Genomic DNA, 14911 nt, shown 5'->3' with positions numbered 1-14911 from the left:
TAACAACTAACAACCAACAACTAACAACTAACCAATTTAAGGATAAAGCAGAATTTTGTAAGTATCTGCTGTGGGTTTAACTGCAAGTTCTACTGCTTTGCTCAAGTCTTGCAGAGGGTAGCGATCGCTAATTAAAGCATCAACATCAATCCGCTTATTAAATACTATATCAGCAGACAGAGATTGTACCCGAAAAGATGAACTATAACTGCCCATCAAATCAATTTCTCTGCGATAGAGTACATTCGGATTAATCGGAATTTCTACCTCGTCAGGAAACTCGGCAAAAAATAGAATTTTCCCGCCTTTGCGGGTACAGTCAAGAGCTTGAAAAAAGGCTTTTTCGCTCGGTACTGCTAAAATACTGGTATCAACACCCATCCCACCAGTAAGCACCCCGATCTTAGCTTGTAAATCGGGATCTCGCGCGTCAAAAGCTGCTTCTGCACCTACACTCAAAGCCTTTTCAATGCGAGAGGGCAATAAGTCAGTCGCGATCGCTCTTCCTCCGAAATACTTCACTAGCATAACAAACATTAACCCAATCGGCCCAGCTCCCACCACTAACACCGTTTGTCCGGGGGAAACTTGAGCTTTTTTAACTGCTTTCAGACAGCAGTTAGTAGGTTCTACAAAACTAGCTTGTTCAAAAGTAACACTTTCTGGTATAGGAATTAAACCACCATTGCGAACAATATGGCCTGGTACTTTCACATATTCGGCAAAACCGCCGCCGCTGGGTGAAAAACCAGCAGTTGTGGTGATATTTTTGTAGGTTTCGCACATGGAAAAGTTCTCATTAAGGCAGTAGTCGCAGTGCATACAGGGTATGTGGTGCATGACGACTACTCGCTGGCCTACTTGCCAACCGGTGACGCGATCGCCTACCTTAGCAATTATACCAGCAGTTTCGTGTCCAAAAATGCGCGGCGGTTCGTAGAGAGGATAGCGAATTTTTTTTATGTCCGATTGGCATAGTCCCACAACTTGTACTTGTACGAGGACTTCATCGTTTTCAAGTTCAGGTACGGGAATTTCTTCGTAGCTTAGCTGATTGACACCTCGGAACACTTGTGCTTTCATATTTTTCCTTATATTGTCCAGCGATATTTAGAATTTAACACTAAAGAAGGGACTAGGGACTAGGGAAAGAGGAAGAGATGGGGAAGATGGGGAAAATGGGTAATTAGCCATTAGCCATTAGCCATTAGCCATTAGCCATTACCAATTACCAATTACCAATTACCAATTACCAATTTTTAATGAATGAACTAAAAGCCGATATCTTAGTAGTTGGGGGTGGCACAGGTGGCACTGCGGCAGCAATACAAGCCGCCCGCAGAGGAGCTAAAACCATCTTAATAAGTGAATTTTCCTGGTTAGGAGGAATGCTCACAACAGCAGGCGTATCGGCCCCAGATGGCAACGAATTAGTAGCTTTTCAAACTGGTTTATGGGGTGCATTTCTCAAAGAACTTCAACAACAACAACCTGGAGGCTTAGATAGTGCCTGGGTCAGCTTTTTTACTTACGATCCTCGCATCGGCGCTAAAATTTTTGCTGATTGGGTGAAGCAGTTGCCAAACTTATATTGGATTGCTGGACAAACGCCCCAAGAAGTGTTAAAAAAAGACAATAAAATTGTCGGCGTTCGCTTTGAAGATTTTACCATCCACGCTCAAATCACTCTCGATGCAACAGAGTTGGGAGACTTACTAGCAATAGCGGAAATTCCCTATCGATGGGGTTGGGAATTTCAAGCTGAATGGGGAGAAACCAGCGCCCCAATTGCTCCTAATATTCTAACAGAAACCTATCCGGTACAAGCACCCACTTGGGTTGTAATTATGCAAGATTTTGGTGCAGATGCTATTGCGCCAGAAATTACCCCACCACCGATAGATAATCCGAGTCAATTTGTAGGTGCTTGGGATAACTATGGCCCAGAGAAGTTTCTCAATTATGGCCGACTACCAGGTAATCGGTTTATGATTAATTGGCCGCTGCGAGGGAATGACTACGGCGAAGGAGTTAACCGTTTAATAGAATCGGAATCATCTAGGCGAGAATTCCTCCAAGAAAGTCTGTGGCATACCCAAAGTTTTGCCCGTTTTATTCAAAATAAATTAGGTAGCCGCTACGGTTTAGCAGAGGATATTTTTCCCACTTTCAAAATGGTAAAATCGCAAGATGGGGAAAATTTTGCTAATCACCAATTACCAATTACCAATTACCAATTACCAATTACCAATTACCAATTACCAATTACCAATTCTGCCTTTGCACTGCATCCTTACTATCGAGAAAGTCGGCGTTTGCAAGGATTAGATACAATTAAGGAACAGGATATTTTGCCGATCGCTTCTGGAAATGCCGCTTCCTTACCAGTCAATGCTAACGGAGAATGCCTAGCGATCGCGATCGCCAATTACGCCAACGATCACCACTACACCAGCGGTAGCATCCCCCTACAACCTAAATCTCTCCGTTGGGGTGGCCGTTGGACGGGAACACCCTTTACCATACCTTATACTTGCCTAATTCCCGCTGAAACAGACGGCTTGCTTACGTGCGAAAAAAATATATCTGTCTCTCACATCGCCAACGGTGCAACCCGCCTGCAACCCGCAGTTATGGTCATCGGACAAGCCGCAGGGATGGCTGCCGCACTATGTATAGAAAGAGGTATTCAGCCCAGAGAATTGCCTGTGAGAATGCTACAAGAGGCACTATTACAAGATCCGATCGCTCCCGCCGCGATCATTCCCCTCTTTAATTTGACACCTAATCACCCAGATTGGCTCTATTGGCAACGCTACTACCTCGATCGCCCCACAGAGTATACAGCTAGCGGTAATTGCCCTTGTACGAAGGAAGAAGGAAGAAGGAAGAAGGAAGAAGGAATTACCAATTACCAATTACCAATTACCAATTCCCAATCATCAATTACCAATTACCAATTCTCAGGAATTTTTTATCGTCGTAGCGAACAGGATTATCAACTCGCGATCGCACATCCCTCAGCTTTAGCTAATCAAACTTGGAAGCTTGTCACCTTACACCCTGAAATTGACAGTTTCTTACAGAATTGCGAAAGTGAAAAACCTCTCACCGTCTGGGGAAGGCTCAATTTTGCCGGCGGTTGGCTGCTGATCGAAGCCACACAATAGAATTAGATCGACTAGGAAGACATCATTAAATCGATTATAGGAACCGCCAAGGCGTTTAGGACACTCGCTCATTACTGAACTCCACTGATTCTATTCCCTTCTTCCCTTCTTCCCCTTCTTCCCCTTCTTTCCCTTCTTTCCCTAGCCCCTAGCCCCTAGCCCCTAGCCCCTTCTTTCCCTAGCCCCTAGCCCCTAGCCCCTAGAATTAGATAAATAGTGCCCGGATTGGTTAGGGGATTGTCCGTATCAGGTATTGGACACAGAGACGGACACTACCCATGAAAAACTACACAGCAATTATTTTCTTCAGCTTGTTCGGTATCGGCTTCGCCGCTAATGCTCAAGCGATTGAATACAAGTCAATACAAGACTTCCAATCCAGCGCTGCCCTACAGATGCTTTCAGCGCAAACCCAACAAAAGGGCGAGCGTGCTCCTGAAAGAGGCAGCGGGCGCAGAGATTTTGTCGCTCCTAACGTTTACAGCAATCCTGCTGATGAGTTTTAATGGGACTACGACTGCCTTGCTCGATAACTCAAGATTTCCACTGTTTTGCGGTTGGTCTGGGTTGGGTCATCACCCTAGCTCTATCTGATGTTCTGAGCTTTTACCATCTCAGGCTCAACGGCGATTCTACTTGCTGTTACCAAATTTAGGAGTTTCTTTTGTGCCTGAGTAATTCTACCATAAAAAATCCGAACCGCCAACCGCCTAGAAATATAAGCGTCTGGCGGTTTTGTATAGGTAGGGACTAGGGGCTAGGGACTAGGGGCTACGATGCTCCGATGCTCAGGGCTAGGGAAGAGAGAAAAGGGAAAAGCTTGACGAAGTAACGGATTATGAACCAGGTAAGACTTGAAGTTGCCCTAACCGCCAAGGCGGTTGCTATATATTGAATCCTTATTGATATTTCTAAATTGATGGGACTACTGTTTTTGGGTTGCGATCGCTAACTTTGCCCCTTTTACCTGACGCACTCGATCCATCACCTCAATCACTCTACCGTGATAAACACCTTTATCGGCATTTAACACCACTAACAAATCTTCACCAGGCTTGATTTGCTGGCCGACTGCACCTGCAAGATTCTCCAACTGAACTGGCTGGCGGTTCAGCCACAACTTCCCTTGCAAATCAATTGTCACCGTTACTTTTGCCGGCTGTCCACTTTGTGCTGTCCCCGCCTTTGGCAAGTTCACTGGCAACCCTTCAGAACGAGTTAAGTACAAAGTTGACATGATGAAAAACGTCAAAATCGCAAAAATCACATCGATCATCGGCACAATATTTATTTGTGCTGGTAGATCCGGTTCATCTTGTAGACGCATAAGACCTCTCTTTTCGTTCGTAGCGGTGGCGGTAAATCAGTTCTAGCTGACCGCAGTATTCTTGAATCAGCGCAATTTGACGGAGGTAAAATCCTCTGAATGTATTGGCGAACATCATTATGAAAATAGCCACTACTAATCCCGATGCAGTAGAAACCAAAGCTTCACTAATCCCAGAGGTGACACCCGCTGTTTTACTACCTCCTACATCTCCTACTTTCAGAGAGGCAAAGGAGGTAATCAACCCCAAGACAGTGCCGAGAAGCCCGAATAAAGGTGCAAGGCTGATGATGGTATCGAAAGTGTTATTGAATCGCTTCAAAATCGGGATCTCAGCTTGAGCTTCACTTTCTAGCGCTAAGCGAAATTCTTCTGGATTGGGGTCTTCAAGTTCCAATGCGGCCAGAAAAATCCTGGGTAGCGGTAGGTCGGCATTTTGTTTGAGCAGTTCAATCGTGCCCACTAAATTTTCCAATTGGTAGAACCTGAGTGCTTCTTGAATGACACGACCCTGACGTTTCATCACTCGAAACCAAAATCTCACGCGCTCTGCGATCAGTCCTGTTCCCACTACCGAAAATCCTAACAACGGCCAGATGACTGCGCCGCCGGCTGTAAATAATGTATCTATTGCCATTACAGTCGTTTAAAATTTTGAGAATTTTGTCAATACTCCTAAGAGTATATGATAGTTATTCGCAATTATTTCAGATTTAATAAAATTTAATATTTTGGCGATCGCTAAAATATTTACATCGCTAACTATGGGCTATAGCCTGAGAATCCCTTGTCTAACAAGCTTTGAGAGCTTACAAGTCAATAAAATCCTCTTTTTAAAAAATCAATACTGTAAAATCATGTAAACTAATGTAACGATTTGGAGAAATGGCAGTATTTTTTTTGCAATTGACTTGCAATAATTATAATCTTTATGAGAATATCTAAAGCAACAAATTTGTGCTTAAGTTGGGCTTATTAAAGATAAAAGTCATTTGGGGCTGAAATCTTTAAGTTGGTAGCCATTCAAGGCAATGTCCCGTTTGCGAGGGTTTGGAGAATATGAGCTTGTCAAGTATTTGTATAGAACGCCGACAACAAGAGCTGGACGCTCTTAAGAAGTTTCTGATCTATAGCCTCGCAGGTTCAGCATTGCTGCACGTTGTATTGCTAGCTGTCGGCGCTAGAAGTTTTTTGGCGCGATCGCAGGAACTAGCAGAAGAGCCAATTGAGATTGCTGTAGTTGAGGATACCAACGTCCAATTAGAGCCTGAGTCCAAAATTGCCAAAGATATTCCTCCGCAAGAGTTCAAGCCAGTTGAAGGTTCTGTTCCAGAGAGTCCTATTGCCTCTAAAAATGCTGAGCCGACTGTACCAGAACCCCTAGCGAAAGCTTTACCACCAAAACCAACTGTAGTAGCGTCCCCAGAACCAGAGCCAGAGCCAACTGTAGTAGCGTCCCCAGAACCAGCACCAGAACCAACTGTAGTAGCATCCCCAGAACCAGAGCCAACTGTAGTAGCATCCCCAGAACCAGAACCAACTGTAGTAGCATCCCCAGAACCAGCACCAGAGCCAACTGTAGTAGCATCGCCAGAATCAGAGCCAACTGTAGTAGCATCGCCAGAATCAGAGCCAACTGTAGTAGCATCGCCAGAATCAGCACCAGCACCAGCACCAACTGTAGTAGCATCGCCAGAATCAGCACCAGCACCAGCACCAACTGTAGTAGCATCGCCAGAATCAGCACCAGCACCAACTGTAGTTGCAACACCCGCAGCGATCGCTCCTTCCGCATCAACTGCATCGCAGGATACGGAAAAGGTGGGAGACTTATCTAAAGCCTCAACTAGCTCTAAAGGCACAGCCACAGAAACAAAGGGCGATCTAAATAACCAATCGGACAAGGGTATTGGTGCGATTACTGGAACAGGCACAGCCACAGGTACGGGCACAGCCACAGGTACAGGCACAGCTACAGGTACGGGCACAGCCACAGGTACGGGTACGGGCACAGCCACAGGTACGGGTACGGGCACAGCCACAGGTACGGGCACGGGCACAGCTACAAGTACAGGCACGGCAAACACAACAGGTACAGGCACGGGTGCTAGTAGCGAAAGTGCTTCGACTGGTGAAACCTCAACCAATACTGCCACCAGAAGCAATAACCAAGAAGGAAACAGAGACGGTTTAGGTACAAATTCAGGACGAGGTAGGGGGGCTTGTCAGGGTTCCTGCGAATATCAGTACGAACGCAAGAACTCGCTCGGTGAAGCCGTAGGCGATACTCGTTTGAGAGTAAAAGTAGATTCCAGAGGTAGAGCCGTTGATGTGGAAGTGTTAGGCTCCAGCGGTGACGAAGAAGCAGACCGAGCTGCTATTGAAGCTGCGCGGGAGGCACGGTATGCTCCTTCAACGGGCGGTGAGGAACGGTGGCAAAGAGTTAGGGCTAATCACGGTATGGAAGGCTCCGCTCGTGAAGCTGAAAATCGCGATCGCGTGCAGCAGCAGCAAGAAGCCAGCCGTCAAGCAGCAGAAGCAGAAGCTAACAGTCAGAGGCAGTCTCCTTCTTCTGAAATAGTTGATGTTCCTCCCGAACCCAGGAGTTTTACACCTGATACGGCGACACCACCGGAACCTGTTGAGCAAGCGCCACCACCGGAACCCGCACCGGAACCTGCACCCGAACCAGCTTATGAAGAACCTGCATCCGAACCAGCTTATGAAGAACCTGCACCCGAACCAGCTTATGAAGAACCTGCATCCGAACCAGCTTATGAAGAGCCTGCACCCGAACCAGCTTATGAAGAACCTGCACCCGAACCAGCTTATGAAGAACCTGCACCCGAACCAGCTTATGAAGAACCTGCACCCGAACCAGCTTATGAAGAACCTGCACCCGAACCAGCTTATGAAGAGCCTGCATCCGAACCAGCTTATGAAGAACCTGCATCCGAACCAGCTTATGAAGAGCCTGCATCCGAACCAGCTTATGAAGAACCTGCACCCGAACCTACGAATGGTGAAGGTGGCTAAGACGCTATCAGTGGAAGGATGAATTATGAAGGATGAGAACAGCAGGGCAAGTGTTACGAGCAAATACTAAAACTTCAGGCAAAACTTTGATTGCAGAGATTTCTAATGCTCAATTAGCCCTACCTGAAGGTGAAGAATTTAAGGCGGAGAATCCCTTTGAAGGCAGGGCTGTTTCATTCTCAAATTTTAGCAGAGCTAAAATTCTGAATTAAAATATTAATATATGCAAGGAAAACGCAAAAATTATACTCTCAATAAAATTGATAGTTAAATTAACCGTGATGAGTTTGGAGATATTGGAAGTGCGATCGCGCAGAAGCCAGAAGTGCGATCGCGAAGCTTGCGAGTAGCTCTCTGAGGAAGAAGCGATGTTTGGGACTACTGTTTTTGAGGTGCGATCGCCAACTTTGCCTCCTTCACCCGATGCACTCGTTCCATCATCGGTACTAGCCGATCGCTTAAGCCGCAGGTTAATGGTATTGTCGCTGATTTGTAAGACCTGACTGGCATAGCTTTTTTCATACCTGACTCGATTGCTCCCAGGCAGATAAAAATTTTTTATCTATGTTATTCTCCAATAGGGATGATTCTTCTATAGTTGGACTATAATAAATTTGTGATACTTAACATAATATGTGGGTAAACCCTGAGTGCATAGGGTGCAACAATCTACTTGAATTCGCCAATAACTCGCACTTCTGGGTGCGATCGCCTCCACGCCAACGCCCCAATAGTCTCAGGGAAAGTAACTGGCGTGAGTAATAGGGTTGCCAAAAGGCGCAAGCAAAAATCGGCATCGCCTAATGGCGTATTCGCAACAATTAACGGAGGATGATACCATGCCTCCAAGTTTGGCTATTTCGGGGATTGTGATGAGTAATGATTCTTTGGATCTGATCAAGAGCCTCAGCCCTAGCGCAATGGATCAGATCATGCTTTATTTGGCATTCAGTGCCATGAGGACAAGTGGGCATAGGCACGGGGCTTTTCTTGATGCCGCTGCTACTGCGGCTAAGTGTGCCATTTATACAACTTATATCGAACAGGATCAAAACCTGCGAATGACTGGACACTTGCATCACATTGAACCCAAACGGGTGAAGGTGATAGTTGAAGAAGTCCGGGAAGCCCTGACTAAGGGCAAGTTGTTGAAAATGCTTGGTTCTCAAGAGCCTCGCTATTTAATTCAGTTTCCTTATGTTTGGTTAGAACAATATCCTTGGCAACCAGGGCGGGCCCGGATTCCGGGCAACAATTTGACTGCCGAGGAAAAACGATATCTCGAAGGTAAACTTCCTCAGAATTTGCCTGATGCTCAATTGATCAATTCTTTTCAGTTTATGGAGTTGATCGAGTTTCTGCATAGGCGATCGCAGGAAGAGTTATCTGTCGATCGGCGAATGCCTTTGAGTGAAGCTCTCGCAGAACACATTAAGCGTCGCCTAATCTATTCGGGAACTGTCACTAGAATTGATTCTCCTTGGGGAATGCCTTTTTATGCTCTAACTCGCTCTTCTTATTCTCCAGCGGAGCAGGAAGAACGCACTTTCATTATGGTAGAGGATACTGCACGGTACTTTAAGCTGATGCAGGATTGGGCGGAAAAACAACCCAAGGTAATGCGAGTTTTGGAGGAGTTGGATATTCCCCCTGAACGCCTTGACCAAGCTCTTGAGGAGTTGGATGAGGTGATTCGCCAGTGGGCGGATCGCTATCATAAAAGAGGTGAGCCGACGATGGTGTTACAAATGGTTTTCGGCCCGAAACAGGAGTAGTTTCTTAATACTCAGTTAGGGGTAAAAAGGAGTCAGAAACAATTCTGACTCCTTTTTGGTGATTAGATAAATTAGAGAAATTGCAACTTTCCAGGTTTTTGGAAAAACAGGTTCTATAAACAAATGGCGGAAAACCGATCTATATCGCGTGGTAGAGTTTATAAAGTTATTAAACTTTGTAAGATTAACTTAATTTACCACCCCCAGAACTTCAACTATGGAAACCTATGATGTCATTATCATCGGAGCCGGACACAACGGGCTAACCTGTGCTGCTTACCTCCTTAAGGCAGGATATAGCGTCCTGCTACTCGAAAAACGCTCCGTACCAGGAGGGGCCGCTACAACCGAAGCCGCCATTCCTGAACTACCAGATTTTAAATTCAATCTCTGTGCGATCGACCACGAATTTATCCATTTAGGGCCTGTTATTGAAGAATTAGAACTGGGTAAATATGGATTAGAATATCTGTTTTGCGATCCAGTTGTATTTTGCCCCAACCCAGATGGCAAATACTTTTTAGCCCATAAATCTATAGAAAAAACCTGTGCAGAAATAGCCCGATATAGCACTCGCGATGCTCAAAAATATGCTGAATATACTGACTTTTGGCAGCGGGCGCTAAGTGCTATGATTCCGATGTTTAATGCACCACCAAAATCAATAGTAGATATTGCTGGTAACTATGACATTCAAAAACTCAAAGACTTGTTTTCAGTCATCGGTTCCCCAGATAAAACCTTTGATTTTATCCGTACTATGCTCAACAGCGCGGAGGACATTCTTAACGAGTGGTTTGATTCGGAATTTCTGAAAGCACCCTTAGCAAGACTCGCAGCAGAACTCGGCGCACCTCCCTCTCAAAAAACCATTGCTGTAGGTGCAATTATGATGGCAATGCGGCACAATCCCGGCATGGCCAGACCGCGAGGAGGTACGGGTTCATTAGTGAAAGCATTAGTTAATTTAGTGCAGAGTTACGCAGGTAAAATCCTCACTGACCAGCACGTTGAAAAAGTCTTAGTTGATGATGGCCGCGCTGTAGGAGTTCGAGTTGCCGGAGGCGTAGAATATCGAGCTACAAAAGGTGTTATTTCTAATATAGATGCTAAACGCTTGTTTTTGCACTTAATAGATGACAGGGATGTTGATAGTGCCGATCGCAATTTGCGAGAACGCCTAGAGCGCAAAATAATTAATAACAATGAGACTATTCTCAAGATAGATTTAGCTCTCAGTGAAGCGCCCCGGTTTGAAAGGTACAATCATCAGGATGAATATCTGATCGGTTCAGTATTAATTGCTGATTCCGTGAAGCACGTTGAAATTGCTCACACTGAACCCGCTATTGGCAAAATTCCTGACTCCGATCCTTCAATGTATGTGGTAGTACCGACGATGCTAGACCCGTCAATGGCCCCTCCTGGTAAACATACTGTCTGGATTGAGTTTTTTGCTCCTTATCAGATAGAAAATGCTGAGGGTACTGGTTTGTATGGAACTGGTTGGACGGATGAATTGAAGCACAAAGTAGCCGATCGTTGCATTGATAAGTTAGCAGAATATGCACCCAATATCAAGAATGCAATTATCGGCCGTCATGTGGAAAGTCCGGCAGAGTTGGGAGAGAGATTGGGGGCTTTGAAAGGTAATTATTACCATATAGATATGACGCTGGATCAGATGATATTTTTCCGTCCTTTGCCAGAGTTAGCGAATTACAAAACGCCGATTGAAGGGTTGTATTTAACAGGTGCGGGAACGCATCCCGGCGGTTCGATTTCGGGGATGCCGGGACGCAATTGTGCTCGCGTTTTTTTGCACTCGCAGCAACCAATTGTACAGACTTTGGCAGATGCGGCTAATTCGCTGAAATCTACGGCAAAGTCTGTTTTTGGTAGTTAAAAACTCACTGAATAAGACTCGGCAGTTCAAAGCGTAACTACAGAAAAAAAGTCCGCATAGGCGGACTTTTAGTTATGAAGTCATAATCAGCCTTTATGCAGATGAAAAAGCTGACCAAAATTTGAGAGGATAAGATTGGCGTTACCTATTTTTGAGAAATGACAGACCGGGTTTTGATTATTGGAGGCCGGGGGCGAATTGGCAACAGCGTGGCATTAGATTTGGCCGCCCATACTCAGGCGCAAATTACTATTACTGGACGCGATACAGCGGGAATAGCTGCTAATACGCCTGCACCAGAGACGGAATATCTGCTATTAAATTTAGCGGATAAAGAAGCTTTGCAAAAAGCTGTTGCTGCTTCTAATCTCGTCATCCATACTGCGGGCCCTTTTCACCACCGCGACGCTTCGGTACTCAAAACTTGCATTGATGAAGGCGTTAACTATCTCGATGTCAGCGACAGTCGCAGCTTCACTCGCAGAGCTTTAGACTACCGGGATGCGGCTAAAAATGCTGGCATTACAGCTATTATTAATACAGGAATTTTCCCAGGAGTTTCTAATAGTATGGTGCGCCGAGATGTGGAACAATTGGATGAGGCAGAACGCATCCACTTGAGTTATGTTGTCGGAGGTTCAGGTGGTGCTGGCGTTACCGTAATGCGAACTACATTTTTAGGTTTACAAACTCCTTTTGAAGTATGGTTAGATAGCAAGTGGAAAACTGTTAAACCTTATAGCGATCGCGAAACAGTTGAATTTCCCGAACCCTACAACAAAACAGGTGTTTACTGGTTTGATATGCCAGAATCTATTACTTTACCTGAATCCTTCCCAGTTAAAACTGTAATTACCAAATTCGGTACTAATCCTGACCTTTACAATCACCTTACCTGGTTTGTTGCTAACTACTGGCCGGATAGTTGGCTTAAGAATAATAATGTGATCGAATTTTTGTCTCGCGTCAGCTATGCTATGACCAGTTTCAGCAATCGGTTTAGCGGGATTGGGGTAGCAGTGCGTTCAGAAGTAACTGGTATTAAAAATGGTCATGAGGCTAAAGTTTGCTCGACAGTAGTACATCAAAATGCCGCAGAAGCTACTGGCGTAGGTACGGGGACAATTGCTCAATTGATATTAGATGGTAAACTCTCTCAGCCAGGAGTTTGGCCTGTAGAACAGGCGCTTTCGACTGCTTTGTTTGAACAAGCTATGGAAAGCCGAGGGTTTAAGATTGAGCAAGAATTATTAACTGTTAACTGTTAACTGTTAACTGTTAACTGTTGGTTTTAATTGTTAACTGTTGGTTTTAATTGGGAATACTCTTTTGTGCGTATTTTTTCTGATTGCTTTGATCTGCCTAAAGATAGAAGCAACTGAGACAGCTTCGCAGATACTATAGGGTAATAAATGCAAATCACGAAAAATTACGAGGAATAATTTACATGAAGGGAATTTTATCAACTTTGGGACAAGCATTCCGCAAAAGTATTTTGGCGGTGTGTATGATGAGTTTAATCAGTCTTGCAGGTATAATGATATTGCCGGGACAGCCTGCTTTTGCAATAGTAGACATAAGTAGCAACCAGACGAAAACAGAATACACAATCGATGGTTTTTCTACAGAAGATAGCGAGGTCACGAATCGAGATCAAGCTTACGAAGAGGCGGTTAAGGCGACCGAAAGACCTTTAGTAGGAATAGAGAAGATTTACGAACATGATTTACAGTCTTACCAGGAAGAAAATCCTCCAGAAGGCATACTAGAAAAAGCGGAAGAAGCGATCGATCAACTGACGGGTAAGTAATAAATCCAATATCTGTAGATTGCAGTATCAAGATTTAATGTGCTAGCTTCAATCAACCTTGAATTAGTGAAATTCAAGGTTGATTTGTAATTGATATTCCTAATAGTGTAGAGCTAATTCATCCTTGAGGAAGATGATTTTATCATGGTTAGAAAAGTAGATTATAGAAAAGTGATTCTACTTACAAAAAAGGAAAAAATATCATGGCAGATATCAAACAGACTACAAAAGAACCAGAACCAAATCTCGACCCTATTTCTGGGGAACCGGGAGCTCATCCAGTGGGGACGGGTATTGGTGCGGCCAGTGCAGGTGCTGCGGGTGCTGCGATCGGTGGCGCGATCGGTGGGCCTGTGGGGGCGGTAGTAGGCGCTGCTGTGGGTGCTGTAGCTGGAGGTTTGGTGGGTAAGGGTGCGGCTGAATCGGTTAATCCAACGGAAGAAGAGGCTTACTGGGAACAGAATTATAACACTCGGCCTTATGTAGACTCAGACACAGAGTATGAATACTATCAACCGGCTTACCGCACGGGATATGAGGGATACAGCCGCTACGGCGCTAGTGGCAAGAGTTTTGATGAGACTGAGGCGGATTTACAGCGGGATTACGAAAGCAATCGGGGTAAGTCTAATTTAAGTTGGGCAAAGGCGAAGTATGCAGCCCGCGATGCGTGGGATAAGGTAGAGCGCAAAATTCCGGGGGATGTTGACAGAGACGGACGCTAAATGCGATCGCGGTGAGACTGGTATAGCAACCGCCAAGGCGGTTAGGGGCTAGGGGTTAGGGGCTAGGGGCTAGGGAAAGAAGGGAAGAAGAGGGAGAGGTATTTTCTGGTCTTTTTGGACTATGAGGATGTTCGCAAATCCCTGATTTATCGCCCGAATGCTTCGCCCCTAAATCAAATTTATAGTTTGAAAACACGCCCTAGCCCGCAGTGCGATCGCCCAAAGTCCTACTTAACGCCGCCTACCGCTACCGAAACCACCGCGCCGTGCGGGAGTTGCGGGACGAGATCGCCCACCACTACCAAAACTAGGTTGTCGGTTGTTTTGGCTAGGCTGTGAAGAGGGCGATCGGCGTAAGTTGCTACCGCCGTAACCGGAACCTGTAGAACGATTTCCCGGCGAGGATGGTCTAGTAGTTGGTCTATTAACTGAAGGCGATCGCAACCCCCCTGTTGTCCGCAAAGTTTGGCGGTTTTTGACTGCTGGAGGCGGCGCTTGGTAGCGAGTTTGGTATCCCTGAACAGCTTCCCGATAGCTATTACCGTAGCCGCCGTATCCTGTCATAATCACTCCGGGCTGATAAACAGGAGGAACATAGTAGCGGGGAGTAAATAATAAACTACCTAAAGCTTGACCTGCTAGGGCTCCTGCAAACGGTGCCCAGAAGTTAGATTGTTGCCTAACTACAACAGTTTCAGTCTGACCAGTTTGAGGATTACTCACAGTTTCAGTGACATTATGGACGTATTCAATTTTGAAGTCTTCTGTCAAGTGCAAACTCGGCTGATTGCCCTCTATACTTAGATAACTTTTCTTACCGCCGGCAATTTCTTCATCAGTTAGCCGAGCCATTTGTAAATCCGTTGTCCGATAAGTAGAAGCACTTCCCTGTGGTGTATTGAGTAACATTAGGGTATATTCTCCATCGGCATCGTTGTAGGTAGCTTGCTGTACGGGATATTGCCCCTGAGCTAAGCGATTTGCCGCCGAATTACCGTTAGCATTCCGATTTATATTAGGCGCGGAAGTATTGTTAATGTTCTGATTTGCATTAGGCTTTGGATTAGAAGAACCGCAGCCGATAGTAGTTAAACACAAGCTCACGGCCATAAAAAAAATTGTCAACTTACGCAGCATAATTGTTAATTGTTAGTTGTTAGTT

General features: G+C 45.3%; 14 protein-coding genes. 9 read left to right on the top strand and 5 right to left on the bottom strand.

Features of this window, described 5'->3' with window-relative positions; genetic code table 11:
• Positions 1-36: 36 nt before the first annotated feature.
• On the bottom strand, positions 37-1083 hold the full coding sequence (locus PY364_RS23600; RefSeq protein ID WP_275570144.1) for a zinc-dependent dehydrogenase: 1047 nt from the start codon (positions 1081-1083) through the stop codon (positions 37-39).
• 179 nt (positions 1084-1262) lie between these two features.
• Between PY364_RS23600 and PY364_RS23595 the strand changes: the two genes are divergently transcribed.
• Positions 1263-3170 (top strand): FAD-dependent oxidoreductase, encoded by a 1908-nt coding sequence (locus PY364_RS23595; RefSeq protein ID WP_275570143.1) that lies wholly within the window; start codon positions 1263-1265, stop codon positions 3168-3170.
• Positions 3171-3448: 278 nt separating this feature from the next.
• Positions 3449-3676 (top strand): hypothetical protein, encoded by a 228-nt coding sequence (locus tag PY364_RS23590; RefSeq protein WP_275570142.1) that lies wholly within the window; start codon positions 3449-3451, stop codon positions 3674-3676.
• A gap of 419 nt (positions 3677-4095) precedes the next feature.
• On the opposite strand, the gene PY364_RS23585 is transcribed toward PY364_RS23590, so the two are convergent.
• Both PY364_RS23585 and PY364_RS23580 read right to left on the bottom strand, forming a co-directional pair.
• On the bottom strand, positions 4096-4497 hold the full coding sequence (locus PY364_RS23585) for a biopolymer transporter ExbD (RefSeq protein ID WP_275570141.1): 402 nt from the start codon (positions 4495-4497) through the stop codon (positions 4096-4098).
• On the bottom strand, positions 4481-5134 hold the full coding sequence (locus PY364_RS23580) for a MotA/TolQ/ExbB proton channel family protein (protein WP_275570140.1): 654 nt from the start codon (positions 5132-5134) through the stop codon (positions 4481-4483). Before PY364_RS23580 ends, PY364_RS23585 begins: the two co-directional genes overlap by 17 nt.
• 422 nt (positions 5135-5556) lie before the next feature.
• On the opposite strand from PY364_RS23580, the gene PY364_RS23575 reads away from it, so the two are divergent.
• Together PY364_RS23575 and PY364_RS23570 are read left to right on the top strand one after the other, a co-directional pair.
• On the top strand, positions 5557-7533 hold the full coding sequence (locus PY364_RS23575; RefSeq protein ID WP_275570139.1) for a TonB family protein: 1977 nt from the start codon (positions 5557-5559) through the stop codon (positions 7531-7533).
• Between the two features lie 32 nt (positions 7534-7565).
• Entirely contained in the window at positions 7566-7745 is a 180-nt protein-coding gene (locus PY364_RS23570) for a hypothetical protein (protein ID WP_275570138.1), read from the top strand.
• Between the two features lie 166 nt (positions 7746-7911).
• Here the strand turns inward: PY364_RS23570 and PY364_RS23565 are convergent, their stop codons facing one another.
• Positions 7912-8043, bottom strand: coding sequence for a hypothetical protein (locus PY364_RS23565; protein ID WP_275570137.1), 132 nt, complete (start codon positions 8041-8043; stop codon positions 7912-7914).
• 362 nt (positions 8044-8405) lie between these two features.
• On the opposite strand from PY364_RS23565, the gene hetR reads away from it, so the two are divergent.
• The 5 genes from hetR to PY364_RS23540 all read left to right on the top strand — a co-directional run bounded on the left by hetR (position 8406) and on the right by PY364_RS23540 (position 13749).
• Positions 8406-9308, top strand: a complete 903-nt coding sequence (hetR, locus tag PY364_RS23560) for a heterocyst differentiation master regulator HetR (protein ID WP_275570200.1) — start codon at positions 8406-8408, stop codon at positions 9306-9308.
• A gap of 217 nt (positions 9309-9525) precedes the next feature.
• A complete protein-coding gene (gene crtO, locus PY364_RS23555) occupies positions 9526-11214 on the top strand; it encodes a beta-carotene ketolase CrtO (RefSeq protein WP_275570136.1) in 1689 nt (562 codons plus the stop codon).
• Between the two features lie 158 nt (positions 11215-11372).
• Positions 11373-12482, top strand: a complete 1110-nt coding sequence (locus tag PY364_RS23550) for a saccharopine dehydrogenase NADP-binding domain-containing protein (protein WP_275570135.1) — start codon at positions 11373-11375, stop codon at positions 12480-12482.
• Positions 12483-12661: 179 nt separating this feature from the next.
• Complete coding sequence (locus PY364_RS23545) at positions 12662-13024, top strand: hypothetical protein (RefSeq protein ID WP_275570134.1); 363 nt, start codon at positions 12662-12664, stop codon at positions 13022-13024.
• 203 nt (positions 13025-13227) lie between these two features.
• Positions 13228-13749, top strand: a complete 522-nt coding sequence (locus PY364_RS23540; RefSeq protein WP_275570133.1) for a hypothetical protein — start codon at positions 13228-13230, stop codon at positions 13747-13749.
• 231 nt (positions 13750-13980) lie between these two features.
• Here PY364_RS23540 and PY364_RS23535 read toward each other — a convergent pair whose 3' ends face one another.
• The gene (locus PY364_RS23535; RefSeq protein WP_275570132.1) at positions 13981-14886 is read right to left on the bottom strand and encodes a hypothetical protein; all 906 of its coding nucleotides are present in this window, start codon (positions 14884-14886) and stop codon (positions 13981-13983) included.
• Positions 14887-14911: the final 25 nt, after the last annotated feature.

Origin of the sequence: Kamptonema sp. UHCC 0994 (assembly GCF_029167235.1) — a bacterium.
Taxonomy (GTDB): domain Bacteria; phylum Cyanobacteriota; class Cyanobacteriia; order Cyanobacteriales; family Microcoleaceae; genus Kamptonema.
This window is presented reverse-complemented; position numbering and strand designations above follow the sequence as displayed.

Excerpts from the sequence above, each read along its gene's own strand:
- PY364_RS23580 (WP_275570140.1), bottom strand. The coding sequence starts at position 5,134 with ATGGCAATAGATACATTATTTACAGCCGGCGGCGCAGTCATCTGGCCG.
- PY364_RS23540 (WP_275570133.1), top strand. The coding sequence starts at position 13,228 with ATGGCAGATATCAAACAGACTACAAAAGAACCAGAACCAAATCTCGAC.
- PY364_RS23545 (WP_275570134.1), top strand. The coding sequence starts at position 12,662 with ATGAAGGGAATTTTATCAACTTTGGGACAAGCATTCCGCAAAAGTATT.
- crtO (WP_275570136.1), top strand. The coding sequence starts at position 9,526 with ATGGAAACCTATGATGTCATTATCATCGGAGCCGGACACAACGGGCTA.
- PY364_RS23535 (WP_275570132.1), bottom strand. The coding sequence starts at position 14,886 with ATGCTGCGTAAGTTGACAATTTTTTTTATGGCCGTGAGCTTGTGTTTA.
- hetR (WP_275570200.1), top strand. The coding sequence starts at position 8,406 with ATGAGTAATGATTCTTTGGATCTGATCAAGAGCCTCAGCCCTAGCGCA.
- PY364_RS23585 (WP_275570141.1), bottom strand. The coding sequence starts at position 4,497 with ATGCGTCTACAAGATGAACCGGATCTACCAGCACAAATAAATATTGTG.
- PY364_RS23590 (WP_275570142.1), top strand. The coding sequence starts at position 3,449 with ATGAAAAACTACACAGCAATTATTTTCTTCAGCTTGTTCGGTATCGGC.
- PY364_RS23600 (WP_275570144.1), bottom strand. The coding sequence starts at position 1,083 with ATGAAAGCACAAGTGTTCCGAGGTGTCAATCAGCTAAGCTACGAAGAA.
- PY364_RS23550 (WP_275570135.1), top strand. The coding sequence starts at position 11,373 with ATGACAGACCGGGTTTTGATTATTGGAGGCCGGGGGCGAATTGGCAAC.
- PY364_RS23595 (WP_275570143.1), top strand. The coding sequence starts at position 1,263 with ATGAATGAACTAAAAGCCGATATCTTAGTAGTTGGGGGTGGCACAGGT.
- PY364_RS23575 (WP_275570139.1), top strand. The coding sequence starts at position 5,557 with ATGAGCTTGTCAAGTATTTGTATAGAACGCCGACAACAAGAGCTGGAC.
- PY364_RS23570 (WP_275570138.1), top strand. The coding sequence starts at position 7,566 with ATGAGAACAGCAGGGCAAGTGTTACGAGCAAATACTAAAACTTCAGGC.
- PY364_RS23565 (WP_275570137.1), bottom strand. The coding sequence starts at position 8,043 with ATGCCAGTCAGGTCTTACAAATCAGCGACAATACCATTAACCTGCGGC.